Origin of the sequence: Caldovatus aquaticus (genome assembly GCF_019458025.1) — a bacterium.
Lineage (GTDB): Bacteria > Pseudomonadota > Alphaproteobacteria > Acetobacterales > Acetobacteraceae > Caldovatus > Caldovatus aquaticus.
On the sequence record NZ_JAHZUY010000016.1, the window covers coordinates 31732 to 55852 of the forward strand.

Annotated in this window: 26 protein-coding genes; 12 read left to right on the forward strand and 14 right to left on the reverse strand. The window is 75.5% G+C overall.

The annotated features are described in order from the left end of the window. Positions 1-3: 3 nt before the first annotated feature. The 4 genes from K1J50_RS08450 to K1J50_RS08465 all read left to right on the forward strand — a co-directional run bounded on the left by K1J50_RS08450 (position 4) and on the right by K1J50_RS08465 (position 4688). Positions 4-1308 (forward strand): amino acid ABC transporter permease, encoded by a 1305-nt coding sequence (locus tag K1J50_RS08450; protein WP_255575085.1) that lies wholly within the window; start codon positions 4-6, stop codon positions 1306-1308. Between the two features lie 15 nt (positions 1309-1323). Next, a complete protein-coding gene (locus tag K1J50_RS08455) occupies positions 1324-2118 on the forward strand; it encodes an amino acid ABC transporter ATP-binding protein (protein ID WP_220117270.1) in 795 nt (264 codons plus the stop codon). Between the two features lie 76 nt (positions 2119-2194). Further along, the gene (locus tag K1J50_RS08460) at positions 2195-4150 is read left to right on the forward strand and encodes a potassium transporter Kup (protein ID WP_220117271.1); all 1956 of its coding nucleotides are present in this window, start codon (positions 2195-2197) and stop codon (positions 4148-4150) included. A gap of 55 nt (positions 4151-4205) precedes the next feature. Further along, positions 4206-4688, forward strand: a complete 483-nt coding sequence (locus tag K1J50_RS08465) for a hypothetical protein (RefSeq protein WP_220117272.1) — start codon at positions 4206-4208, stop codon at positions 4686-4688. 109 nt (positions 4689-4797) lie between these two features. Here the strand turns inward: K1J50_RS08465 and K1J50_RS08470 are convergent, their stop codons facing one another. Then, positions 4798-5289, reverse strand: a complete 492-nt coding sequence (locus tag K1J50_RS08470) for an Hsp20 family protein (protein ID WP_220117273.1) — start codon at positions 5287-5289, stop codon at positions 4798-4800. Positions 5290-5510: 221 nt separating this feature from the next. After that, on the reverse strand, positions 5511-5744 hold the full coding sequence (gene rpmE, locus K1J50_RS08475; RefSeq protein WP_220117274.1) for a 50S ribosomal protein L31: 234 nt from the start codon (positions 5742-5744) through the stop codon (positions 5511-5513). 260 nt (positions 5745-6004) lie between these two features. Here rpmE and K1J50_RS08480 point away from each other — a divergent pair, with 260 nt between their 5' ends. Further along, positions 6005-7600 carry a tetratricopeptide repeat protein gene (locus K1J50_RS08480; RefSeq protein ID WP_220117275.1) on the forward strand — a complete coding sequence of 532 codons (1596 nt, stop codon included), beginning with the start codon at positions 6005-6007 and terminating at the stop codon, positions 7598-7600. Positions 7601-7835: 235 nt separating this feature from the next. Here the strand turns inward: K1J50_RS08480 and K1J50_RS08485 are convergent, their stop codons facing one another. The 4 genes from K1J50_RS08485 to K1J50_RS08500 are packed head-to-tail and all read right to left on the reverse strand — an operon-like array spanning position 7836 to position 11758. Further along, positions 7836-8342: a CinA family protein gene (locus tag K1J50_RS08485; protein WP_220117276.1), complete on the reverse strand. Its 507-nt coding sequence runs from the start codon at positions 8340-8342 to the stop codon at positions 7836-7838. After that, positions 8342-8833: a phosphatidylglycerophosphatase A family protein gene (locus K1J50_RS08490; RefSeq protein WP_220117277.1), complete on the reverse strand. Its 492-nt coding sequence runs from the start codon at positions 8831-8833 to the stop codon at positions 8342-8344. Before K1J50_RS08490 ends, K1J50_RS08485 begins: the two co-directional genes overlap by 1 nt. Positions 8834-8870: 37 nt before the next feature. After that, positions 8871-9740, reverse strand: a complete 870-nt coding sequence (locus K1J50_RS08495; RefSeq protein WP_220117278.1) for an alpha/beta fold hydrolase — start codon at positions 9738-9740, stop codon at positions 8871-8873. After that, positions 9737-11758, reverse strand: a complete 2022-nt coding sequence (locus K1J50_RS08500) for a lytic transglycosylase domain-containing protein (RefSeq protein WP_220117279.1) — start codon at positions 11756-11758, stop codon at positions 9737-9739. The genes K1J50_RS08495 and K1J50_RS08500 overlap by 4 nt, the downstream gene beginning before the upstream one ends. Before the next feature lie 90 nt (positions 11759-11848). On the opposite strand from K1J50_RS08500, the gene dapA reads away from it, so the two are divergent. Next, positions 11849-12727, forward strand: a complete 879-nt coding sequence (gene dapA / locus K1J50_RS08505; protein WP_220117280.1) for a 4-hydroxy-tetrahydrodipicolinate synthase — start codon at positions 11849-11851, stop codon at positions 12725-12727. Then, complete coding sequence (smpB, locus tag K1J50_RS08510) at positions 12727-13215, forward strand: SsrA-binding protein SmpB (RefSeq protein ID WP_220117281.1); 489 nt, start codon at positions 12727-12729, stop codon at positions 13213-13215. Before dapA ends, smpB begins: the two co-directional genes overlap by 1 nt. Positions 13216-13275: 60 nt before the next feature. Here the strand turns inward: smpB and K1J50_RS08515 are convergent, their stop codons facing one another. Beyond that, on the reverse strand, positions 13276-13554 hold the full coding sequence (locus tag K1J50_RS08515) for a DUF2312 domain-containing protein (RefSeq protein WP_220117294.1): 279 nt from the start codon (positions 13552-13554) through the stop codon (positions 13276-13278). A gap of 69 nt (positions 13555-13623) precedes the next feature. Further along, a complete protein-coding gene (locus K1J50_RS08520) occupies positions 13624-13935 on the reverse strand; it encodes a DUF1244 domain-containing protein (protein WP_255575087.1) in 312 nt (103 codons plus the stop codon). Between the two features lie 98 nt (positions 13936-14033). Here K1J50_RS08520 and K1J50_RS08525 point away from each other — a divergent pair, with 98 nt between their 5' ends. The 3 genes from K1J50_RS08525 to K1J50_RS08535 all read left to right on the forward strand — a co-directional run bounded on the left by K1J50_RS08525 (position 14034) and on the right by K1J50_RS08535 (position 17359). After that, complete coding sequence (locus K1J50_RS08525) at positions 14034-15320, forward strand: glycerate kinase type-2 family protein (RefSeq protein ID WP_220117282.1); 1287 nt, start codon at positions 14034-14036, stop codon at positions 15318-15320. A gap of 13 nt (positions 15321-15333) precedes the next feature. Further along, the gene (gene pyk, locus K1J50_RS08530) at positions 15334-16770 is read left to right on the forward strand and encodes a pyruvate kinase (RefSeq protein ID WP_220117283.1); all 1437 of its coding nucleotides are present in this window, start codon (positions 15334-15336) and stop codon (positions 16768-16770) included. A 115-nt stretch (positions 16771-16885) separates the two neighbouring features. Next, complete coding sequence (locus tag K1J50_RS08535) at positions 16886-17359, forward strand: septal ring lytic transglycosylase RlpA family protein (RefSeq protein ID WP_255575088.1); 474 nt, start codon at positions 16886-16888, stop codon at positions 17357-17359. Positions 17360-17369: 10 nt separating this feature from the next. Here K1J50_RS08535 and K1J50_RS08540 read toward each other — a convergent pair whose 3' ends face one another. Genes K1J50_RS08540 through def form a run of 4 tightly spaced genes read right to left on the reverse strand, consistent with a single transcriptional unit; the run spans position 17370 to position 20687 of the window. Further along, positions 17370-18380 (reverse strand): NADP-dependent oxidoreductase, encoded by a 1011-nt coding sequence (locus K1J50_RS08540; protein WP_220117284.1) that lies wholly within the window; start codon positions 18378-18380, stop codon positions 17370-17372. Positions 18381-18431: 51 nt separating this feature from the next. After that, complete coding sequence (gene truA / locus K1J50_RS08545) at positions 18432-19193, reverse strand: tRNA pseudouridine(38-40) synthase TruA (RefSeq protein ID WP_220117285.1); 762 nt, start codon at positions 19191-19193, stop codon at positions 18432-18434. 1 nt (position 19194) lies between these two features. Continuing rightward, entirely contained in the window at positions 19195-20109 is a 915-nt protein-coding gene (fmt, locus tag K1J50_RS08550; RefSeq protein ID WP_220117286.1) for a methionyl-tRNA formyltransferase, read from the reverse strand. A gap of 29 nt (positions 20110-20138) precedes the next feature. Beyond that, entirely contained in the window at positions 20139-20687 is a 549-nt protein-coding gene (gene def, locus K1J50_RS08555) for a peptide deformylase (protein WP_220117287.1), read from the reverse strand. Positions 20688-20937: 250 nt separating this feature from the next. Between def and K1J50_RS08560 the strand changes: the two genes are divergently transcribed. Both K1J50_RS08560 and K1J50_RS08565 read left to right on the forward strand, forming a co-directional pair. After that, positions 20938-21354, forward strand: a complete 417-nt coding sequence (locus K1J50_RS08560) for an Hsp20 family protein (protein WP_220117297.1) — start codon at positions 20938-20940, stop codon at positions 21352-21354. Between the two features lie 125 nt (positions 21355-21479). Further along, on the forward strand, positions 21480-21746 hold the full coding sequence (locus K1J50_RS08565) for a DUF1150 domain-containing protein (protein ID WP_255575089.1): 267 nt from the start codon (positions 21480-21482) through the stop codon (positions 21744-21746). Positions 21747-21875: 129 nt separating this feature from the next. Here the strand turns inward: K1J50_RS08565 and K1J50_RS08570 are convergent, their stop codons facing one another. Next, positions 21876-23498, reverse strand: coding sequence for a DegQ family serine endoprotease (locus tag K1J50_RS08570; RefSeq protein WP_369413557.1), 1623 nt, complete (start codon positions 23496-23498; stop codon positions 21876-21878). A 199-nt stretch (positions 23499-23697) separates the two neighbouring features. Next, positions 23698-23895: a DUF2065 domain-containing protein gene (locus K1J50_RS08575; protein ID WP_220117288.1), complete on the reverse strand. Its 198-nt coding sequence runs from the start codon at positions 23893-23895 to the stop codon at positions 23698-23700. Between the last annotated feature and the right edge of the window lie 226 nt (positions 23896-24121).

Here is a 24121-nt window from a genome sequence, read left to right on the forward strand (position 1 = left end):
GCCATGGCCCCCGCCGACACCACCACCCGCGTCCCGCTCGACGGCCCGGTCGCCGGTGTGCCGGAGGCGGTGGCGCGCCGCCCCCCCGTCGCCGCCGTCGGGCCGATCGCCTGGGCGCGCGCCAACCTGTTCTCCTCCTGGATCTCCACCGCGGTCACGCTGCTGCTGGCCTACCTGATCGCGCGCGCGGCCATCGCCTTCGCCGAGTGGGCGGTCGTGAACGCGATCTGGCAGGTGCCCGGCAACCAGACCCAGGCCTGCCGCGAGGTGAAGGGCATCGGCGCCTGCTGGGCCGTGGTGACCGAGAAGCACCGCTTCATCCTCTTCGGCACCTACCCCTACGAGGAGCACTGGCGGCCGGCGCTGGTCATCCTGATCTTCGTCGCGCTCTACGCCGTCTCCGCCATGCGGCGGTTCTGGCGCCAGGAGCTGGTGCTGGTCTGGGCCGGGGCGCTGACCCTGATCGGCATCCTGATGTGGGGCGGCGATTCCGCCCCCCGCCTGCTGCCGCAGCCCTGGGAGCAGCTCCTCGCCCTCGCGCTGCTGGCGGGCGCCGGCTTCGCCCACGTGCGCGGCTGGATCAACGTCGCCTGGCCGGCCGCGGCGCTGGTCTTCGCGCTGCTCGCCTGGGCGGGACCCGTCCTCGGCCTGTCCTACGTGCCGCAGGAGCGCTGGGGCGGGCTGCCGATCACCCTGATCCTCGCGACCTTCGGCCTCGCCTTCGCCTTCCCGCTGGCGATCCTGGTGGCGCTCGGGCGGCGCTCCGGCCTGCCGGCGATCAAGACGCTCTGCGTGCTCTACGTCGAGCTGATCCGCGGCGTGCCGCTGATCTCGCTGCTGTTCATGGCGAGCGTCATGTTCCCCCTCTTCCTTCCCGAGGGCATGAACATCGACAAGCTGCTGCGCGCGCAGATCGCGATCATCCTGTTCGCCGGCGCCTACCTCGCCGAGGTGGTGCGCGGCGGCCTGCAGGCCCTGCCGCGGGGGCAGTACGAGGCGGCGGACGCGCTCGGCCTCACCTACTGGCAGAAGACCGGCCTGATCATCCTGCCGCAGGCGCTGCGGCTCGTGATCCCCCCGCTGGTCAACACCTTCATCGGCTTCTTCAAGGACACCTCGCTGGTGCTGATCATCGGCATCTTCGACCTGCTGACGGCGGGCAAGACCGCGATCGTCGAGCCGGCCTGGCAGGGCTTCGGCGTCGAGGTCTACATCTTCGTCGGCGTGATCTACTTCCTGTTCTGCTTCGCCATGTCGAAATACAGCCAGAACCTGGAGGCGGAGCTGAACCGCCACCGGCGGCGCTGAGGGGGAGGAGAGGCGATGAGCGAGACCGCACCGGCCGACGGCACCGTCGCCTCGGCCGCCCGCACCGACGCCCCGCCGGCGATCCTGCTCGACAGGGTGAACAAGTGGTTCGGCACGCTGCACGTGCTGCGCGACGTCTCGCTCGCCGTCGCGCCGGGCGAGCGCGTCGTGGTCTGCGGCCCCTCGGGCAGCGGCAAGTCCACCATGATCCGCTGCATCAATCGGCTCGAGAAGCACCAGGAGGGGCGGATCGTGGTGGACGGCATCGAGCTCACCGACGACCTGCGCGCGCTCGACGCCATCCGGCGCGAGGTCGGCATGGTGTTCCAGAGCTTCAACCTGTTCCCGCACCTCACCGTGCTCGAGAACTGCACCCTCGCCCCGATCTGGGTCCGCCGCATGCCGCGGAAGGAGGCGGAGGAGCTGGCGATGGAGCTGCTCACCCGGGTGCGGATCCCGGAGCAGGCGCACAAGTACCCGGGCCAGCTCTCGGGCGGCCAGCAGCAGCGCGTGGCGATCGCCCGCGCCCTCTGCATGCGGCCGAAGATCATGCTGTTCGACGAGCCGACCTCGGCGCTCGATCCCGAGATGATCAAGGAGGTGCTCGACGTGATGGTCGAGCTGGCCGAGACCGGCATGACCATGATGGTGGTGACGCACGAGATGGGTTTCGCCCGCCAGGTCGCCGACCGGGTGGTGTTCATGGACCGCGGCGAGATCGTCGAGGTCGGCACGCCGGCGGAGATCTTCAACGACCCGAAGACGGACCGGCTGAAGCTGTTCCTCAGCCAGATCCTCCGCGGGCACTGAGCGGGGAGGCGCGGCGGGCCGCGCCCTTGCCGCACCGGCGCGAGCGGCCTATCCCTCCGGCGCCCGGGCCCTTTCGATGAGCGAAGCACCCCCCATCCCCGAAGGCGGCCGCGCCCTGCCGGCCGCGGGCGTGCCCCGGCCGGCCGGCGCGCCGGGGGAGGGGCCGGCCGCCGAGCGCCGGATCACCGCGGGCCTGCTGCTCGGCGTGCTCGGCGTCGTCTACGGCGACATCGGCACCTCGCCGCTCTACGCGGTGCGCGCCTCGCTGCTGCACTTCGCCGAGGACGGGATCGAGCGGGCCGAGATCCTCGGCATCCTCAGCATGATCGTCTGGGCGCTGATCCTGACGGTGACGGTGAAGTACATCGCCTTCATCATGCGCGCGGACAACCGCGGCGAGGGCGGGATCCTGGCCCTGATGGCCCTGGCGCAGCGGGTCGCGCGCACCGAGCGCGGCCGCTGGCTGGTGGCGCTGGTCGGCATCACCGGCGCGTCGCTGTTCTTCGGCGACGGCACCATCACGCCGGCGATCTCGGTGCTCTCCGCGATCGAGGGCCTGAAGGTGGTGGAGCCGGCCTTCGAGCACCTCGTCGTGCCGCTCTCGGTCGCGGTGATCCTGGCGCTGTTCCTGGTGCAGTACCGCGGCACCGGCGCCATGGGGGCGGTGTTCGGCCCGGTCACCGCGCTCTGGTTCGCCGCCATCGGCCTGCTCGGCCTCGCCGGCATCGCCGAGCGGCCGGAGGTGCTGGTCGCGCTGTCGCCGCACCATGCGGTCGGCTTCGCCATCGCCCATCCGGTCGCCACCTTCGTCGCGCTCGGCGCGGTGGTGCTGGCGGTGACGGGGGCGGAGGCGCTCTACGCCGACATGGGCCATTTCGGCCGCCGGCCGATCCGCCTCGCCTGGCTCTACTACGTGCTGCCGGCGCTGACGCTGAACTACCTGGGCCAGGGGGCGCTGCTGCTCGCCGACGCGGACAGCCTGGAGAACCCCTTCTACCTGCTCGCCCCGGCCTGGTTCCGGCCCTTCCTCATCGTGCTCGCCACCGCGGCGACGATCATCGCGAGCCAGGCCATGATCTCGGGCGCGTACTCGATCGCGCGCCAGTGCATCCAGCTCGGCTTCCTGCCGCGGCTGGTTGTGCGCCACACCTCGGAGACCGAGGAAGGGCAGATCTACATGCCGCAGGTGAACGCCGGGCTGATGATCGGCGTCGTCATCCTGGTAATGTCGTTCAAGACCTCGGACGCGCTCGCCGCCGCCTACGGCCTCGCGGTGACCGGCACCTTCCTCTGCACCTCGACCCTCGCCTTCCTGGTCTTCCGCCGCCGCTTCGGCTGGCCGATGCCCTTCGTCGTGCTGGTGTTCGGCCCGCTGTTCCTGCTCGACGCCGGCTACTTCCTCTCCAACGTGCTGAAGATCCCGCACGGCGGCTACGTGCCCCTCATCATCGGCGGCGCGCTGTTCGTGATGATGACCACCTGGCACCGCGGGCGCGAGCTGCTGTTCGCCCGCTTCCGCCAGGACAGCCTGCCGCTTCGCTCCTTCCTCGCCCGCCTGCCGCACAGCCGCACCATCCGGGTGCCGGGCATCGCCGTGTTCATGACCAGCCAGGCCGACTACGTGCCGAACGCCCTGCTGCACAACCTCAAGCACAACAAGGTGCTGCACGAGCGGGTGCTGTTCGTGACCGTGCTCAATGAGGACATTCCCGCGGTGCCGCCGGAGCGGCGAAGCGAGGTGACGGAGCTCGCCCCCGGCATCCACCGCGTGATCATCCGCTACGGCTTCCAGGAGAGCCCGAACATCCCGCGCGAGCTGGAGGCGCTGCGCGAGCGGGGCATCGCCTGGGACCCGATGCAGGCGAGCTACTTCCTCGGCCGCGAGACGGTGGTCGCGGCCGTGGTGCCCAAGATGTCGCGCTGGCGCCAGTGGCTGTTCGGCCTGATGTCGCGCAACGCGGTGCCGGCGACCGAGTTCTTCCGCATCCCGTCCGACCGCGTGGTGGAGCTCGGGGTGCGGGTGGCGATCTGAGAACCCCGTCCGGCCGGGCGGCGTTTGCGCCGCGCGGCCGGCAGGAGGCGGTGCGATGGGAAGCGAGGGTGACGGCGGCACGGCGCCGCGGCCGGTGACGGTGACGCTGGCGATGGCGCACGGTCCGGGCTTTCCCGAGGGCAGTCCGGAGCACCGCTACGAGCTGCGCGTCGTCCTCGACCGCCGCGGCTGCCTCAACGCCGAGGCCTGGTTCGCCGATCCGGAGCCCTGGCCGGTGCGCCGCCTCTGGCCGGGGGAGCCGGAGCGGCGCGGCGACGTGCAGTACGACCCCGACTCCGGCTGGTTCCTGCGGCTGTTCGCCGGCGGGCGGCGCGGCGAGGGCGGCGGCTCCGGCGCCGCCCAGGGGGCGCCGTCCGACGCGCCCGCGCCGACGCAGGAGGCGACCGCGGCGGATCTCTCCGACGCGCCGGTCCAGCACATGTTCCACTCGCCGGGCCCGCTGCGGCCCGGCGAATACGTCTCGATCACCGAGCCCGACGGGCGCGAATACAGCTACCGGATCGTCGCCGTGGGCTGAGGCGCGCGGGCCCGCTGCGCCCCCGCCTGTTGCCGGGAGCCGGCGGGCGCGCCCGCCCGCCGGCCTCCGTGGACCCGCTCCCGAAGAGGTTGCGCGGGGCGGCAGCGCCTCAGGCCGCCTTGGCCTGCGGCGCCGCCGCCTCCTCGGCCGCCGGCGCGGTGCGGTCATGCCGCGGCGCGGCGCCGGCCTGGATGGGGATGCGGCGCGGCTTCAGCGCCTCCGGCACGATCCGCTCGAGCTCGATGTGCAGCAGGCCGTTCTCGAGCCGCGCCCCCTTGACGACGATGTGGTCGGCGAGGACGAAGCGCCGCTCGAAGGCGCGGCCGGCGATGCCGCGGTGCAGGAAGCGGCGGCCCTCGTCGGACTGCGACGCCTTGCCGGCGATCGTCAGCGTGTTCTCGCGCGTCGTCACCTCGAGGTCGTCGGGGCCGAAGCCGGCGACCGCCATGGTGAGGACGTAGGTATCCTCGCCGGTTTTCTCGATGTTGTAGGGCGGGTAGCCGTTCGCCGCCTCCGACCCGCGCGCGAGGTCGAGCTGGCGGAAGAGCCGGTCGAAGCCGATCGCGGTGCGGAGCAGGGGCGAGAAGTCGAACGCGTTCACGGGGAACCTCCTCCGAGAAGCAAGGTCCGTTGCGGGATGCGTCCCGGCCGGGTGCGGCCCCCGGGGATCCCCATGCGGGCGACCCGATCCGGTCCGCGCCGGCAGCCCCGATCGGGCACCGCCGACATATCTGGAATTGGCCGGCGCCGCCCCCCCTTCAAGGGGACGGCGTCCGGAACGGAACGCGGCCGGCAGGGCGCCGGCCGCGGGGGAGCGCGGCGTCAGCCCTTCTTGCGCAGGCCGATGCCGGCGAACTTCTTGTTGAACTTGGCGATCTGTCCGCCGGTGTCGAGCACCACCCGCTGCTGGCCGGTCCAGGCCGGGTGCGAGCTCGGGTCGATGTCCAGCCGCAGCGTGTCGCCCGGCTTGCCGTAACAGGACCGCGTCTTGAAGGTCGTGCCGTCGGTCATGACGACGGTGATCTCGTGGTAGTCGGGGTGGGTGTTCGGCTTCATCGCAGGGCGCTCGCGCAAGGCGGCGGCCGATGCCGACCGGCCGCCGGGATGGAGCGGGGCCTATAGGCGAAAGCGCCGGGCGCGGCAATCCGCCGGACCGGCGGCGCCCGCCGGCCCGCGGGCACCCCCGCGAGCGGGCCGGGCGAACGGGAATTTGCGTTGCGGCCGGCCTGGCGGCGGGTGTCCGCTGCGCGGCGCCAGGGACGGACCGGGCCGTTCGCCGGCTTCCGGCCAGGGCTCAGGACAAGGGAGGCACGACCATGCCGCACCGCGCCGTCGCAGCGCTTCCGGTTGCGCTCGGCCTCGCCTTCGCCGCGCCCCAGGCCGCGGGCCAGCAGGCGCAGCACGGCCACGCCCCGCCCAGCGTTCTCGGCACGGTGGCGTTCCCAGTGGCCTGCGACGCCGCCGCGCAGGCCGCCTTCAACCGCGGCATGACCTTCCAGCACTCCTTCTGGTACCAGGCCGCCGCCGAGGCCTTCCGCGAGGCGCGCCAGGCCGACCCCGGCTGCACCATGACCCACTGGGGCGAGGCGCTGAGCCTGCTCACCAATCCCTACAGCCCGCCCACCCCGGCCAACCTGCGCCGGGGCCGCGCGCTGCTCGAGGAGGCGAAGCGGCTGGGCGCGCGCAACGAGCGCGAGGCGGGCTACATCGAGGCGCTGTCCCTCGTCTTCGCCGGCGACGACCTCGCGCAGCACCGCGCGCGGCTGGGCGCCTACCGCGACGCCATGGCGCGCCTGCACCAGCGCTTCCCCGACGATTCCGAGGCGGCGATCCAGTACGCGCTGGTGCTGGGCGTCGCCGCCTCGCCGGCCGACAAGACCTACGCGGACCAGCTGCGCGGGGCGGAGATCCTGGAGCGCGAATGGCAGCGCCAGCCCGACCATCCGGGCATCGTCCACTACCTGATCCACCTCTACGACTACCCCTCGCTGGCCGGGCGTGGCACCCGCGCCGCCGAGCGCTACGCCGCGCTGGCCGCGGACGCGCCGCACGCGCTGCACATGCCCTCGCACATCTTCACCCGCGTCGGGCGCTGGGAGGACTCCATCGCGACCAACCGCCGCGCGGCCGAGCGGGCGGTCGCGGCGAACGACACGGAACAGGAGTTCCACGCCCACGACTACCTGGTCTATGCCTACCTCCAGACCGGGCAGGACCAGGCGGCGCGGCGCGCGATCGACGGCGTCGGCCGGACCGGCGCGGAGCGACGCCAGGCGCATGCCTTCGCCGCCGCGGCGATGCCCGCGCGCTACGCGCTGGAGCGCGGCGCCTGGGCCGAGGCGGCGGCGCTGACGCCGCAGCGGACCGACTACCCCTTCGCCGACGCGCTGACCCACTTCGCCCGTGCGATCGGCTTCGCGCGCGCGGGCCGGCCGCAGGAGGCGGCCGCCGACACCGAGGCGCTGGGCCGCATCGCCGCCGGGCTGCGCGGGCGCGACGCCTACTGGGCGGAGCAGGTGGAGATCCAGCGCCAGGCGGCCGAGGGCTGGGTGGCCTTCGCCTCGGGCCGGCGCGAGGACGGCCTCGCCACGCTGCGCGAGGCGGCCGAGCGCGAGGGGCGCACCGAGAAGCACGTGGTCACGCCCGGTCCGCTTGCCCCGGCGCGCGAGCTCTACGCCGAGGCGCTGCTCGAGGCGGGCCGGCCCGCGGAGGCGCAGCGCGAGTTCGAGGCGGTGCAGCGGACCGAGCCCCGGCGCTTCCGCGCCGTCCATGGCGCGGCCCGCGCCGCCGAGCTTGCGGGCGACCGGGAGGCGGCGCGCCGCGGCTACGAACAGGTGCTGGCGATCGCGGCGCGCGCCGACACGCAGCGGCCGGAGCTGGCCGCGGCGCGGGCGTATCTGGGCCGGAACTGAAGGCGGTCCGTCCGGGACGTCGGCCGCGGCGGACGCCCTGGCGGGCGCGCGGCGCTGGCGGGACGCCGGTTAATCCAATTAACCGAGCGTCGCCCTGGCGGGCGCGCAGGGGCCAACGCCTTCCGGCGCGTTGCGAGCGCGGTACCGCGGATCGCGGGGAGGGGGAACAGGGGTGCGGCCTTCCAGGCCCGGCATTCCCCGCGCGCGCCGTGCGCGCCGGCCGCCCGCGGAGGCGTCAGGGCTCGCCGAGCGTGCGCCGCGCCAGCGCCAGCGCCGCGTCCACCGTCGCCGCGCGCACCGCGGCGCGGTCGCCGGGGAAGAGGTGCCGCTCCACCGGCGCCGGGCCGCCGCCGCGCCGCGCCACGCCGACGAACACCAGCCCGACCGGCTTGCCCGGCGTCGCCCCGCCCGGGCCGGCGATGCCGGTGCAGCTCAGCGCGAGGTCGGCGCCGGTCTCGCGCAGGGCGCCCTCGGCCATGGCACGCGCCACCTCCTCGCTCACCGCGCCGGCGCGGCGCAGCATCTCCTCCGGCACGCCGACCATGCGCGTTTTCATCGCGTTCGAGTAGGCGACGAAGCCGCCCACCACCACGGCGGAGCTGCCCGCGATCGCGGTCAGCGCCGCGGCGATCAGTCCGCCGGTGCAGCTCTCGGCGGTGGCGAGGGTGAGGCCGCGCGCCGCCATCGCCGCGAGCAGCGCGCGGGCCTCGTCGAGTGTCGTCGCGGGAAGCAGCAGCGCCATCAGTTCAGCACCCCCGGCCAGTAGCGGTGGAACAGCATCAGCCCCGCCGCGGCGAGCGCGCCGGCGACGAGGTCGTCGAGCATCACGCCGAGCGCCCCGCCCAGGCGGTCGGCCCACCCCACCGGCCCCGGCTTGAGGATGTCGAGGGCGCGGAACAGGGCGAAGGCCATGACCAGGCCGGCGGCGCCGGCATCGAGCGGCAGGCCGGCGAGGGCGAGGAGCTGGCCCGCCCCCTCGTCCACCACGATCCAGCTCGGATCGGCGTCTCCCGGCCGCTCGCGCAGCGCCTGGCGCGCGGCCCACCAGCCGACCGCCGTCACGACGAGGGCGAGCAGGAGGCAGGGCAGCGGCCCGAGCAGCACCGCCGGCAGCACGAGCATCGCGCCCCAGGTCCCGGGGAAGACGCGGACCAGGCCGAGGCCGCCGAGGCTCGCGACGACGAAGGCCGGCGTGACCCCGGGGCGGGCGGGAGGGACGGCCTCGACGCTCATGGCGGCGCGCGGCGGCGCGGCGCCGGAGGCGGCGGCGTCACGGGACCCCCCGCAGGAAGGCGTCGAGCGGCGCGGCGGCCTCCGGATCGGCCAGGACCGGCGCATGGCCGACGCCGGGCAGCGAGACCAGCGCCATGTCCGGGCGCATCCGCCGCATCCGCTCGACCGTGCCCGCCGAGAGGATCCGGCTCGCCTGGCCCCAGACCAGCAGCACCGGCACATGGGCGAGCGCGCCGAAATAGGGCCAGAGCTCGGGCAGGGCGTCGTCGCCGAGCACCACCTCGGCGATCCGCGTGTCCCAGCGCGGGTGCCAGCGCCGGTCCTCGCCCCGGGCGTAGGTGAGCTCGGCCAGGCGCCGCCAGCCGGCGGCGTCGGCGATGCCGAGCGGCGGCAGCGTCCGTCGCAGGTGGTCGGCGGCATCCTCGAGGGTGAGGAAGGCGGGGTCGCGGGAGACGAAGTCGCGGATGAAGCCGATCCCCTCCGGCTCGATCCGCGGGCCGATGTCGTTCAGCGCGACCGCGGCGAGCGCCGCCGGACGGGCCACCGCGATCCCCATCGCCATCAGGCCGCCGAAGCTGGTGCCGACCACCACGGCGCGGTGCAGGTGGAGCGCGGCCATCGCGTCCAGCACGTCGCGCAGCACGGCCTCGGGGCGGTAGCGCGCGGCGTCCTCGGCGCGCGCGCTCTCGCCGTGGCCCGGGTAGTCGAGCGCGACGACGCGCCGCTCGCCCATGTGGCGCGCGGCGAGCGCCTGGTAGTCCAGCGCGGTGCGGCAGATCCCGGGCAGGCCGAGGAGCGGGGTGCGGGCGGAGGCGGGCTCGCCCCACTCGGCGGCGGACAGCGGCAGGCCGTCGCGCGCGGAGAAGCGGATGCGGCGCGGCCGCGGCAGCAGGGGCGCCGCGGTCACGGCCCGTTCCCCAGCCAGCGCGCGAGCGGATGCTCGAGCGCCGCCGTCGCCGGGTCGCGGGCGCGGTACACGACGACGTTCTCGATCACCCGCTGGACGTAGTTGCGCGTCTCGGAGAAGGGGATCAGCTCGATCCAGTCGAGCATGTTCACCGCGCCGGCGCGCGGGTCGCCGAAGGCGGCGAGCCACTCCTCCACGCGCCGCGGGCCGGCGTTGTAGGCGGCGGCGGCGAGGGGCAGGGCGCCGTCGAAGCGCGCCAGCATCTCGTCGAGGTAGGCGGCGCCGAGGCGCATGTTGTGCAGAGGGTCCGCGGTGAGCATCGGCAGCGCGTGCGCGACGCCGAGCCGGCGCGCGACCTGCGCCGCGGTGCCCGGCAGGAGCTGCATCAGGCCGCGCGCGTTGGAAGAGGAGACCGCCTCGGGATCGAAATTGCTCTCCTGGCGCGCGATCGCGTGGATCACCGCGGGCTCCGGCGAGGCGACGGGCGGCGCGTAGGGCGTCGGCCAGCCCTCGGGCAGGAGGACGACGCCGTCCGCCCCGGCGCGCCGCGCCACCCAGACGGCGTGGTCCGGCCGGCCGAGGGCGAGGGCGAGACGCGCCGCGAGCGCCTGCTCGGCCGGGTCCGCCGCCGTCTCGCGCAGCCGCAGCAGGAAGGGGAGGGCGCGGCGCGCCTCGCCGAGATCGGCGAGCGTCGCCGCCGCCCGCGCCAGCTCCTTGGCGGCGAAGGCGTGCGCCCGCTCGGCGCCGACCGCCGGCACCGGCAGCGCGGCGAGACGGGCGGCGATCCGCGCCGTGTCCTCGCCCAGCGCGAGCGCGGCGAGCTGGCCGTAGTAGGCGGTGGGGAAGGCGGCGGCGGCGGCGTAGCGCGCGCGCGCAAGGGTCTCGTCGCCGCGCGCGGCATGGGCGCGGCCCTCCCAGTAGGCGCTGCGGGCGCGGGTGATGGCGGAGCGGCTGTCGTCGTCCACCGCGGCGAAGTGGCGCGCGGCGAGGCCGGCGTCGCCGAGGCGGCGCAGGGCGATGAAGCCGGCGAGGAACTCGGCCTCCTGGCGCGGCTCGCCCGGCGCGGTCTGGCCGTGGCCGGCGGCGACCTCGTAGGCGGCGCGCGACTCGCCGAGCCGCAGCAGCTTGCGGGCGAGGACCTGGCGCTCGATCCAGACGGCGCGGGCGGTGGCGCCCTCCATGCCGCGCTGCGCGGCCTCCCCCGCCGAACGCCAGAGGGCGGCGGCCTCGAGGTCGCGGTCGCGCCGGCGCAGCCAGCGGGCGCGGGCGTAGAGCAGCCCGAGATCGCCCTCCGCGCCTGCCGGCGCGCGGGCCTCGGCGTCGGACCGGTCGGACAGGAAGGCGAGGGCCGCCTCGGCGGCGGCGCGGCGCGCGCCCTCGAGCCGGCCGGCCTGGCGGGCGGCGGCGGCGAGGTTGCGGCCGACCAGCAGCCGCTCGAAGCGCCGCGCGTGGTCGGCGGCGGAGAGCAGCGGGGCGTTGCGGGCGAGGAAGGCGTCCTCCGCGCCGCCGCCGTCCAGCGCCGCCTCGGCCCAGGCGGCCCGCAGCAGCCGGGCGGCCGCCTCGGCGCGGCCGGCGCGGGCCAGGGCGTCGGCGAGCCGCTGGGCGCCGTCGAGCGTGCGGACGGTGGCGGCCGCGGGAAGCGCCAGCCAGCGCAGGGCGAGCGCATCGTCCGGCTCGCCCGCGAGCGCCTCCTCCGCGCGGCGGGCGAGGGCCTCCTGGAAGGGCCAGTCGGGGTTCTCCTCGACGAAGCGGACCAGCTCGGCCGCGGTCGCCGGGGCGTTGCGGGCGGCGAGCCGCATCCAGGTGACGATCTTGCGCGCCAGCGGATCGGCGGCGAGGGCGAGGCTGTCCGCCTCGAGCCAGCGCTGCGCGGCGGCGGCGGCGAGCGCCTGGCGGCCGGCGAGGCGCTGCGCCTCCGTCGCCCAGGGCTGGGCGCACGGGGCGGCGGCGGGGGTGGCGAGGAGGAGACCGGCGGCGAAGGCGAGGAGGGCGGAACGGAGTCGGCGGCGTCGCGGCATGGGGGGACTGTATGCCAGATGCCGCGCCCTTGTCCCCCGCCCGTCCGGTGACTAGCTTGCCCCCCACGCCGGACCGGAGGAACGCCGACCATGTTCAAGGGATCGCTGGTGGCCCTGATCACCCCGATGCGCAGCGACGGGTCGGTGGACGAGAAGGCGTTCCAGGACCTGGTCGAGTGGCAGATCGCCGAGGGCACCGAGGGGCTGATCCCGGTCGGCACCACCGGCGAGAGCCCGACGCTCAGCCACGCCGAGCACATGCGGGTGGTCGAGCTCTGCGTCGAGGCGGCGCGACGGCGCGTCCCGGTGATCGCCGGCACCGGCTCCAACAGCACGCGCGAGGCGATCGAGCTGACGCGGCACGCCAGGGAGGCGGGGGCGGACGCGGCGCTGATCGTCACCCCCTACTACAACAAGCCGACGCAGGAGGGGCTCTACCTGCACTTCAAGGCGATCGCCGACGCCGTGGACCTGCCGATCGTCATCTACAACATCCCGCCGCGCAGCGTCATCGACATGAGCGTCGAGACCATGGCGCGGCTCGCGAAGCACCCGAACATCGTCGGGGTCAAGGACGCGACCGCGAACCTCGCCCGGCCGCTGCACACGCGGCGCGCCTGCGGGCCCGAGTTCTGCCAGCTCTCGGGCGAGGACCACACGGCGGTCGCCTTCCTCGCCGCCGGCGGGCACGGCTGCATCAGCGTCACCGCCAACGTCGCGCCGCGGCTGTGCGCCGAGATGCACCGGGCCTGGCGCGAGGGCCGGGTCGGCGAGGCGATCGCGATCCAGGACCGGCTGCTGCCGCTGCACGACGCGCTGTTCTGCGAGACCTCGCCCGCGCCGGTGAAGTACGCGGCCTCGCTGCTCGGCCGGACCAGCGAGTTCTGCCGCCTGCCGCTCGCGCCGCTCGCCGAGGCGAGCAAGGCGCGGGTGCGCGAGGCGATGCTCTCGGTCGGCCTGCTCAATTGATGGCCGAGGCGGCGCGGAAGAAGGGGCTGATCAGCCACGGCGTCGTCGCGCAGAACCGCAAGGCGCGCCACGACTACGCGATCAAGGAGACGATCGAGGCCGGCCTCGCGCTGCTCGGGCCGGAGGTGAAGAGCCTGCGCGCCGGCCGCGCCACGCTCAGCGAGGCCTGGGCGGGGGAGCGCGACGGCGAGATGTGGCTGTTCAACGCCTACATCCCGGAATGGCAGGCCGGCAGCTTCATGGCGAAGTTCGAGCCGCGCCGGCCGCGCAAGCTGCTGCTGCACAAGCGGCAGATGCGGGCGCTGATCGGCGCGGTGACGCGCGAGGGGGCGACCCTGGTGCCGCTCGAGATCCGCTTCAACGAGCGCGGGCGGGCGAAGGTGCTGCTCGGCCTTGCCGAGGGCAAGAAGAAGCACGAGAAGCGCGCGGCGATCGCCGAGCGCGAGTGGCAGCGCGACAAGGCGCGGCTGATGCGGGAGAAGGGGTAGGGGCGCGGCGGGGCGCCGAAGGTCCGCCGCCGGCCTGGCGGCGCCCCGCGCCGCGGCGGCTCACATCCCGAGCGCGCGCTTGTAGAGGTCGAGCAGGGTCTCCTGCTCCTCGATCTCGGCCGGCTCCTGCTTGCGCAGCCGCAGCACCTGGCGCAGCACCTTCACGTCGAAGCCGGCGCTCTTGGCCTCGGCGAAGATGTCCTTGATGTCGGAGGCGAGCGCCTTGCGCTCCTCCTCCAGACGCTCGATGCGCTCGACGATCGAGCGCAGCCGGTCGGCGGCGATGCCGCCCACCTCGCTGTCCTGTCCCTGCTGCTCCTTCTCGGCCACCTCGGCCATCCGCGTCCCTCCGGCGCTGCCGCGCAGGGGGCGGGTGTAGCGGCGCTTCGCCACCGCCTCAATGCCCCCTCAATGCCCCGGATGCGACTGCGCGAACCTGGCCTTCTGCTCCGGCGTCGCCTCCTTCTGGTACTTCGCCCGCCACTCCTCGTAGGGCATGCCGTAGATGATCTCGCGCGCCTCGGGGTCGGAGAGCGCGATGCCCTTCCGCTCGGCGGCCTCGCGGTACCAGCGGCTCAGGCAGTTGCGGCAGAAGCCGGCGAGGTTCATCAGGTCTATGTTCTGCACGTCGGTCCGCGCCCGCAGGTGCTCGACCAGGCGGCGGAAGGCGGCGGCCTCGAGCTCGGTGCGGGTGGCGGCGTCCATCTCGGGGACGGGCATGGGCGGGTCCTCCTCGGCGACGGGTCCCGCCATAGATGGTCCATCGGGGCGGCCTTGGCCATACTCCGCCCCGCCGGAGGGAGAGGGACGAGAGGCGCATGGCGTGGAGCGATCGGGCGGCGCGCGACGCGCTGCGGCGGATGTTCGAGGCGGCGGTCAGGGCCGCCGACCCGCGCGCGGTGCTGGCGCGCCACCTGCCCGAGCCGCCGGCGCGGGGGCGGGTGGTGGTGGTCGGCGCCGGCAAGTCGGCGGCGGTGATGGCGCAGGCGGTCGAGGCCGCCTGGCCGGAGGTGCCGCTCTCCGGCCTGGTGGTGACGCGCTACGGCCACGCCGTGCCGACCCGGCGCATCGAGGTGGTGGAGGCCGCGCATCCCGTTCCCGACGCCGCCGGCGAGGCGGCGGCGCGGCGCATCCTCGAACGGGTGCGGGGGCTGTCGCCGGAGGACCTGGTGCTGGTGCTGATCTCGGGCGGCGGCTCGGCGCTGCTCGCCCTGCCGGCGCCGGGGCTGACGCTCGCCGACAAGCAAGCGGTGAACCGCGCGCTGCTCGCCTGCGGCGCCACCATCCACGAGATGAACTGCGTCCGCCGCCACCTCTCGGCGATCAAGGGCGGGCGGCTCGCCGCGGCGGCGCATCCGGCGCGGGTGGTCACGCTCGCCATCTCCGACGTGCCGGGGGACGATCCGGCGGTGATCGCCTCCGGCCCCACCGTGCCCGATCCCACCACCTTCGCCGAGGCGCGCGAGATCGTCGCCCGCTACGGCATCGCGCTGCCGGAGGCGGTGGCGCGGCATCTCGCGGCGGCGGAGGAGGAGACGCCGAAGCCGGGCGATGCGCGCCTCGCCCGCGCCGAGTTCCGCCTGATCGCGACGCCGCTGATGGCGCTCGAGGCGGCGGCGGAGGCGGCGCGCGGGCTCGGCCTCGCGCCGCTGATCCTCGGCGACGCGCTGGAGGGCGAGGCGCGCGAGGTCGGCACGGTGCTCGCCGGCATCGCCCGCAGCGCGCGCGCGCACGGGCGGCCGCTGGCGCCGCCCGCGGTGCTGCTCTCGGGCGGCGAGACGACGGTGACGCTGCGCGCGCGCGCGCCGGGCAAGGGCGGGCGCAACAGCGAATGCGCGCTCGGCGCCGCGCTGGCGCTGGCCGGCGCACCCGGGATCTGGGCGCTGATGGCCGACACCGACGGCATCGACGGCGAGGGCGAGGCGGCGGGCGCGATCGTGGCGCCCGACACCCTCGCGCGCGCCCGCGCCGCGGGGCGCGATCCGCGCGCCGCGCTCGATGTGCACGACAGCGGCGCCCTGTTCGCTGCCCTCGGCGATGCGGTGGTGACCGGCCCGACGCTCACCAACGTCAACGACTTCCGTGCCCTGCTCGTCGTCGCCTGACCACGGGAACCGCATGCCGCCGAGCCGCACCCCGCTGCGCCGCCGCCGCCGCACCAAGATCGTCGCCACCCTCGGCCCGGCCTCCTCGACGCCGGAGGCGATCGAGCGGCTCTACCGCGCCGGCGCCGACGTGTTCCGGCTGAACTTCAGCCACGGCACGCAGGAGGACCACGCGGGCCGGATCGCCATGATCCGCGCCGTCGAGCGCAAGGTCGGCCGGCCGATCGGCATCCTCGCCGACGTGCAGGGGCCGAAGCTGCGCATCGGCCGCTTCGGCGGCGGGCGGGTGCACCTGCAGACCGGGCAGACCTTCCGCCTCGACCTCAACCCCACACCGGGCGATGCGCGCCGCGTGCAGCTCCCGCATCCGGAGATCATCGAGGCGGCGCAGATCGGCACCACGCTGCTGCTCGACGACGGCAAGCTGCGCCTGCGCGTGATCCACAAGCGCCCCGACCACCTGGAGACGGAGGTCGTGGTCGGCGGGCCGCTCTCCGACCGCAAGGGCGTGAACGTGCCGGACGTGGTGCTGCCGATCCCGGCGCTGACCGAGAAGGACCGCGCCGACCTCGCCTTCGCGCTCGACCAGGGCATCGAGTATGTCGGCCTCTCCTTCGTCCAGCGCCCGGAGGACGTGGCGGAGGCGAAGGCGATCGCCGGCGGCCGCGCCTGGATCATGGTGAAGATGGAGAAGCCGCAGGCGGTCGAGAACCTGGATGCGATCCTCGCGATCACCGACTGCGTGATGGTGGCGCGCGGCGACCTCGGCGTGGAGCTGCCGCCGGAGGAGGTGCCGCTGGTGCAGAAGCGCATCGTCCGCGCCGCGCGCGCCGCCGGCAAGCCCGTGGTGGTCGCCACCCAGATGCTGGAGAGCATGATCAGCGCCCCGGCGCCGACCCGCGCCGAGGCCTCCGACGTCGCCACCGCGGTGTTCGACGGCGCGGACGCGGTGATGCTCTCGGCCGAGACCGCCGCCGGGCAGTACCCGTTCGAGGCGGTCAACATGATGGACCGCATCATCGCGCGCGTCGAGGCCGATCCCGGCTGGCGGATGCTGACCGACGCCAACCGGCCGGAGCCGGAGCGCAGCTCGGCCGGCGCCATCGCCACCGCGGCGCGGCAGGTGGCGCACACCATCGAGGCGCAGGCGATCGTCACCTTCTCCTCGACCGGCTCGACGACGCTGCGCGTGGCGCGCGAGCGGCCCGACTGCCCGATCCTCGGCCTGACCGCGAGCGAGGCGACCGCCCGCCGCATGGCGGTGATCTGGGGGGTGCATCCGCTGGTGGTGAGCGAGATCCACTCGATGAGCGAGATGGTCACGCGCGCGGTCCGCGCCGCGCAGCAGGAGGCGTTCGCCACCCATGGCGACGAGGTGGTGGTGACGGCGGGCGTGCCCTTCGGCATTCCCGGGACCACCAACTCGCTCCGCGTCGCGACGGTGAAATAGCGTCCGCGCCGGAACGGCCGCGGCGGCCGGCTGACGGATCCGCGCGCGCGGAACCCGGCGCCGCGGGAGGCGTCTTGCCGCCCCGGGACCGCGAAAGCGGGAGAACGCGCAAGTGATGCGGAACGGCAAGGACCTGGCGGCGGCGGCCGTCGCGATCGTGATGCTGGCGCTCGGCCCCGCCGCCGCGACGGCGGCGACGGAGCGCCAGGCCGAGGTGCGGCGGCCGGAGGCGGGACAGGCGGCGGGGCCGGCCGCCGCGGCGCGGCCGCCGCAGCGCGGCGAGGCCTCCTACTACCATCCGCGCTTTGCGGGTCGGCCCATGGCCAATGGCGAACCCTTCGACACCGGATCCGACTCGGCCGCGCACCGGACCCTGCCGCTCGGCACACGGGCCACGGTGACCAATCTCGAGAACGGCCGCACCGCGGAGGTCACGATCGAGGACCGCGGCCCCTACGTGCGCGGGCGGATCATCGACGTCTCGCCCGCGACGGCCGAGGAGCTCGGCATGCGCCGGTCCGGCACCGCGCCGGTGGAGGTCCGGCCGCTCGAGGTCCCGGGCCGGAGCGAGGGCGGGGAGCGGCGCTGACGGGCGCGGCTCAGGCCAGGCGGATCAGCCGCTTGCCCAGGTTCTCGCCGCGGTAGAGGCCGGCGATCGCGCCCGGCGCCTGCTCGATGCCCTCCAGGATCTCCTCGCGGTGGCGCAGCTTGCCGGCGCGCAGCCACGCGGCGAGCTGCGCGACCGCGGCCTCGAACCGCGCGGCGTGGTCGAAGAACAGGAAGCCCTCCATGCGGGCGCGCTTGACCAGCAGGTGGCGCTCGACGCGGGGGCCGAGCGGCGGCGGGTTCCAGCTCGCGACCGAGGCGGTGCCGCAGATGACGACGCGCGCGCGCACGGCGAGGTTGGCGAGCACCGCGTCGCTGATCGGCCCCGCGGTGTTGTCGAAATAGACGTCCACGCCCTTCGGGCAGGCGGCGGCGACCGCGCCGCGCAGGTCGCGCTCCGCCTTGTAGTCGATGGCGGCGTCGTAGCCGAACTCCTCGAGGCAGAGCCGCACCTTCTCGGGCCCGCCGGCGATGCCGACGGCACGGCAGCCGAGCAGCTTCGCGACCTGGCCCACCGTCGCGCCGACCGAGCCGGCGGCGGTCGAGACGACGACGGTCTCGCCGGGCTTCGGCTGGCCGACCTCGACCAGCCCGCAATAGGCGGTGATGCCGTTGAGGCCGAGCACGCCGAGCGCGGCGGAGAGCGGCAGATCCGCCTCGGCCACCCTGCGCACCACCTCGCGCCCGTCCGAATCGGCGAAGTGCTGCCAGCCGAACAGGCCCATCACCCGCTCGCCGACCGCGTAACCGGGATGGCGGCTCTCGACCACCTCGCCGACGGCGAAGGCGCGCATCACCTCGCCGATCCCGACGGGCTTCGAGTAGTTGGCCTCGGCGCTGACCCAGCCCCGCATGGCGGGGTCCACGGAGAGGAAGCGGTTGCGCACGCGGAAGCGGCCCTCGGCGAGCGGGGCGAGGGGCTCGTCCACGATCTCGAAGTGCTCGGCCTCGGGGATGCCGGCGGGGCGGCTCTTGAGGCGGACCTGGCGGTTGATCTCGGGCATCGGGCGGGTCTCCGCGTCGGGGTGCGGCGCAGGGATGCCCCGCGCCGCGGCTCAGCGCCAGTCCAGCGCCTCGGCGTAGCGCACGAAGGCGAGGACGAGCCCCTCCGCCGGCGCGGTCGGGCCGGCGCGCGCGCGGTCGCGCCCGTCGAGCACCGCGCGCGGCCAGGAGACGGGCCGCTTGCCGAGCCCCACCTCGACCAGCGTGCCGACCATGTTGCGGACCTGGTGGTGGAGGAAGCTCCGCGCCTCCGCCCGCACCACCACCTCCTCGCCGAGCCGCGACACCTCCAGCCGGTCGAGGGTGCGCAGCGCCGATCTCGCCTGGCAGGCGGCGGCGCGGTAGGCGGAGAAGTCGTGCCGGCCGAGCAGCGCCTGCGCCGCACGGTGCATCGCCTCCGCGTCGAGCGGCCGCGGCACGTGCCAGACGCGGCCGCGGTCGAGCGCCGGACGCGCGGGGCGGTTGAGGATGCGGTAGCGGTAGCCGCGCATCGTCGCCGAGAAGCGGGCCGACCATCCCGCCGGCGCGCGCGCCGCGCGCAGCACCGCGACCGGGTGCGGGCGGGTGTGGAAGTTGAGCGCCTCGCGCAGCCGCTCCGGCGGCAGGTCGGCGGCGATCTCGATCTGCGCCACCTGCCCCTCGGCGTGCACGCCGGCATCGGTGCGCCCGGCGGCGACGGAGGCGGGGGGCACGCCGCCGTTCAGCCTCGCCGCGGCGGACTCGATCACCTCCTGCACCGAGAGGCCGTTCTCCTGCCGCTGCCAGCCGACGAAGGGCGCGCCGTCGTACTCGATCAGGAGCGCGTAGCAGGGCATGTCAGCCGAGCACCGTCCCGGGCGGCAGCGCGTAGCCGCGCAGGAACTCCTCCGCCGGCAGGGGCGCGCGGCCCGGGCGCTGCAGGCACAGCAGGCGCAGCGCCGTGCCGCCGCCGCAGGCGATGCGCGGCGTGGCGTCGAGCACCGTGCCGGGGCGCGCGCCCGGCTCGCCCGCGGCCGGCTCGGCGGCGAGCACGCGGATCGTCGTCCCGGCGTGCTCGAAGAAGGTGCCGGGCCAGGGATTGAGCGCGCGCACGCGGCGGTCGAGCGCGGCCGCGTCCTCCCTCCAGTCGAGCCGCCCGTCCGCCTTGGTGAGCTTCGGCGCGTAGGTCACGCCCTCCGCGGGCTGCGGCACCGCCGGCGGGTTCTCGGCGAGCGCGCGCAGGATCAGCTGCGCGCCGAGCTCGGCGAGCCTGTCGTGCAGCTCCTGCGCCGTGGTGCGCGGTCCGATCGGCACCGCCTCGCGCAGCAGGATCGGGCCGGTGTCGAGCCCCTCGTCCATGCGCATGATGGTGACGCCGGTCTCGGTATCGCCGGCGAGGATCGCCGCCTGGATCGGCGCCGCCCCGCGCCAGCGCGGCAGCAGCGAGGCGTGGATGTTGAGGCAGCCGCGGCGCGGCGCCTCGAGCATCGGCTTCGGCAGGAGCAGCCCGTAGGCGGCGACCACGGCGGCATCGAGATCGAGCGCGGCGAAGGCCTGGTGCTCCGCCGTCTCGCGCCTGAGCCGCGCCGGCGTGCGCACCGGCAGGCCGAGTTCCAGGGCCGCGCGGTGCACCGGGCAGGGCGTGGCGCGCTGGCCGCGCCCGGCCGGGCGCGGCGGCTGGGCGTAGACCATCGCCACCTCGTGCCCCGCCGCGACCAGCGCGCGCAGCGCCGGCACGCCGAAATCGGAGCTGCCCAGGAACGCCAGTCGCATCGCCGCGCCCTCCGCCGGGCCCGCGCCGCCTAGGCCGCGCCGCGCGTCCTCGCCTTCAGCTCCTTGGCCAGCTTGCGCAGGATCATGTTGCGCCGCAGCGGGCTCAGGTGGTCCACGAACAGGATGCCGTCGAGATGGTCGATCTCGTGCTGCAGGCAGGCGGCGAGCAGGCCGTCGGCCTCCATCTCCCGCCGCGCCCCCGTCAGGTCCTGGAAGCGCACCTTCACCCGCGCCGGCCGCTCCACCTCGGCGTACTGGCCGGGCAGCGAGAGGCAGCCTTCCTCGCGCAGCGCCCGCTCCGCGCTCGCCGCCACCACCTCGGGGTTGACCAGCACGATCGGCGCGGGCTTGTCCTCCGGCTGCAGGTCCACGACGGCGAGCCGCAGCCCCACCCCGACCTGGGGCGCGGCAAGGCCGATCCCGGGCGCGGCGTACATGGCGGCGAACATGCGCGGCACCAGCGCCCGCACCGCCTCGGCGTCGCCCGGGCCGACTGCGCGCGCCTTGGCGCGCAGGCGCGGGTCGGGGACGAGGAGGATGGGCAGCGGTTCGGCGGCGGGGATGGCGGCGGCAGTCATCGTGATCCGGGAGGCGGGGCGGTCGCGTCCGCCCGCCCACGCCGCGCATGTAGCCCTCGCGCCACCCCCTTGCAACGCCGTGGCCGCCGGACAACATCCGCAACGGCGCGGGGTGCTTCGGGCCCCGCGGACGCCGGCCGGCACCGGCCGCGCGCGACGCGCTTCGCTCGCGACGAGGGGGCAGACCGCCGTGACTCGCCATTCGCTCTTCGGCTCGCCGCTGTTCCTCGGCTTCGACCACCTCGAGCAGATGCTCGACCGGGTGGCCAAGAACGCCGACGGCTATCCGCCCTACAACATCGAGCAGATCCGCGACCCGAACGGAGGCGAGAGCCGGCTGCGCATCACCCTCGCCGTCGCCGGCTTCGGCATGGACGACCTGCAGATCACGCAGGAGGACAACCAGCTCGTCATCCGCGGCCGGCAGAAGGAGGACTCGACGGAGCGCGTGTTCCTGCACCGCGGCATCGCCGCGCGGCAGTTCCAGCGCGCCTTCGTGCTGGCCGAGGGCATCGAGGTGGAGGGCGCCTGGCTCGACAACGGCCTGCTGCACATCGACCTGCGGCGGCCGCAGCCGGAGAGTCGGGTGAAGACCATCCGCATCGCAACCAGGGGCAACGGCGCCAGCCGGAAGCCGATCGTGGAGGGACGCGCCGAGAGGGAGTGAGGCCGCGGCGAACGGACGCCGACCAGGAGAGGGGCCGATCCGGGAGGGCCGCAGGGCGGACTCCCGCGAGCAGGGCGCCCCGCGCGGGCCGCAGCGACGGCCGTGCAGAACAGGAGGACGGGACGATGAGTCGTGACATGGACGGCAGCGAGACCGAGACCAGGCCGGGCTGGCGCGCCCTCTCGGGCGCCGCGCTCCGGACGATGTCGCCGCTCGAGTGGGCGCGCTTCGGCGCCGGCGAGATCGCCTACATCCGCCCCGCCCTGGTCAACGGCACCCCGGCGGTGGTGATCCATGCCGCGGACGGCACCCCGATCGGCGCCGCGCCCGATGCGGGCCTCGCCGCGGCGGCGATCCGCCAGCACGAGATGGAGCCCGCGCTGCTCCACTGAACGGGCGCGGACCGGGCCGGCGCGGCGCACCGCCGACCGGCGCCGGTGCGACGCCGCCGTTCCGCACCGGACCGGCCGCGGCGCCGGAGGGCGGCCGCGGCCGTTTCGTCCCCGCGGCGCCGGCCCCGCTCAGCCGGGACTGCCGCGCTCTGCGCCGCGCAGGCGCAGCGGGACGAAGCGCTGGCCGCTCTGGCTCTCGACCAGCAGCAGGGCGGTGGCGCGGTTCTGCCGGCGCAGCCGCGCGATCTGCTCCTGCAGCTCCTGCGGCGTGTTCACCCGCTGCTGCTGCACCTCGACGATGACGTCGCCGGGGCTCAGCCCGCGCTCGGCCGCCGGGCTGTCCGGCGTGACCTCGACGACGACGACGCCGCGCTGCTCGGGGCGCAGGCTGAAGCGGTCGCGCAGCTCGGGCGAAAGCGGCGCGACGCGCAGGCCGAGGCCCGAGAGCTCGGTCGGGCGCGGCGGCTCGCCCGGCGTCGCCGCGGCCTGCTGCGGCTCGGCCGGCAGCTCGCCGAGAATGACCCGGACCGTCTCCTCCCTGCCGTCGCGCCAGACCACCACCGGCACCTCGGCGCCGACCCGGCTCTCCGCGACGATGCGCGGCAGGGCGCGCATCTCGCGCACCTCGTGGCCGTTGAAGCGCAGGATCACGTCGCCGGCGCGGATGCCCGCCTTTGCGGCCGGTCCGTCCTCCTGCGCGCGGGCCACCAGCGCGCCGCGCGCGCCGCCGGGGACGCGCAGCGCCTCGGCGATCTCGTCCGTCACCTGCTGGATGTTGACGCCGAGCCAGCCGCGGCGGACGCGGTGCGGCGGCTCGCGCAGCTGGGCGACGATGTTCTTCGCCAGGTTCGAGGGGATGGCGAAGCCGATGCCGATCGAGCCGCCGGATGGCGAGTAGATCGCGGTGTTGATGCCGATCACCTCGCCCTTCAGGTTGAACAGCGGCCCGCCGGAATTGCCGCGGTTGATGGCGGCGTCGGTCTGGATGAAGTCGTCGTAGCGCCCGGCGCGGATGTCGCGCCCGCGGGCGGAGATGATGCCCGCGGTGACCGAGCCGCCGAGGCCGAACGGGTTGCCGATCGCCAGCACCCAGTCGCCGACCTCGGCGGTGTCGGAATCGCCGAACGCCACGGCGGTGAGCGGCTGCTCCGGCTTCACCCGCAGCACGGCGATGTCGGTGCTCGGGTCGGTGCCCACCACCTCGGCGCGCAGCGTGGTGTTGTCGTGCAGGATGACGTTGATCTCGTCCGCGCCGTCGATGACGTGGTTGTTGGTCACGACGATGCCGGAGGCGTCCACGATGAAGCCGGAGCCGAGCGACTGGGCGCGGCGCGGCGGCCGCGGGGCCTGCTGGGGAGGCTGGCCGGGCGGGCGCTGGCGGTTGAAGAAGTCGCGGAAGAACTCCTCGAACGGGCTGCCGGGCGGCGCCTGCGGGATGTCCGGCGTGTCCGGCCGGCCGGCGCGCGCCTGCCGGCTCTGGGTGGTCGAGATGTTGACCACCGCGGGGAGCAGCTGCCGCGCGAGCGGCGCGAAGGACTGCGGCCGGTTGTCCAGCGGGACCGGCGTGGGCGAGGCCTGCGAGGCCGGCGGCGCGGCCGCGGAGGGGGGCGGCGCCGGCAGGGGCGCGGGCGGCGGCGGAACCGGCGCGGGGGCCTGCTGGGGTTGCGCCTGCTGCGCCGGGGCCTGAGCCGGCGCCAGCGCCGGCGCCGCGGCCGTGAGGAGGGCGGCAAGGCTGAGAACGGCTATGCGCACTGCGAAGGCACCTCGCTGGAGGGAGGGGGATCGGCGGCGAATTGGGCCACTCCGCCGCCGCAGGGAAGCCCGGGGCGTGCAACGAACGGTGACGTGAGACGCGGGCGGCGGCAAGCGTGAGCCGGGGGCCGGATCAATCCGGCCCGGCCGGCGCTTCCCGGCGCCGGCCGCACGGCCCGCCCCTGCGTCGCGCGCCGCGTCAGGCCGCGCCCCGCAGGACCCAGGCGAGGGCGATCCCGATCACCGCCGCGACCAGGCCGCCGGTGCGCAGCTGCTCCTCCGGCGCCGCGGAGAGCGCCGCCAGCGCCCGGCGCATCGCCCCCGGCGCGAGGGCGTAGAACAGGCCCTCGATGGCCAGCACCACGGCGATCGCCTGGATCAGGCCCTGGACGGTCATGGGACGGCCGGGCGTTCGGGCGCCACGGGGCCGGGCGGCGAGGTCGGGGCGACGGTCTCCGCGGCGTGCGGCATCGCGGGCACCGGCGCGGCCGGCGCCGGCCCGCCCCCGTTCGCCGCCGGGCCCGGGGCCGGGCCGGGCGCGCCGGAGGCCGCCGGGGCGACGCCGGCGGGCGGCGGCCGGGCGCCGGCCGGGCTTTCGCGGGAGTAGCCGGAGAACGAGGATT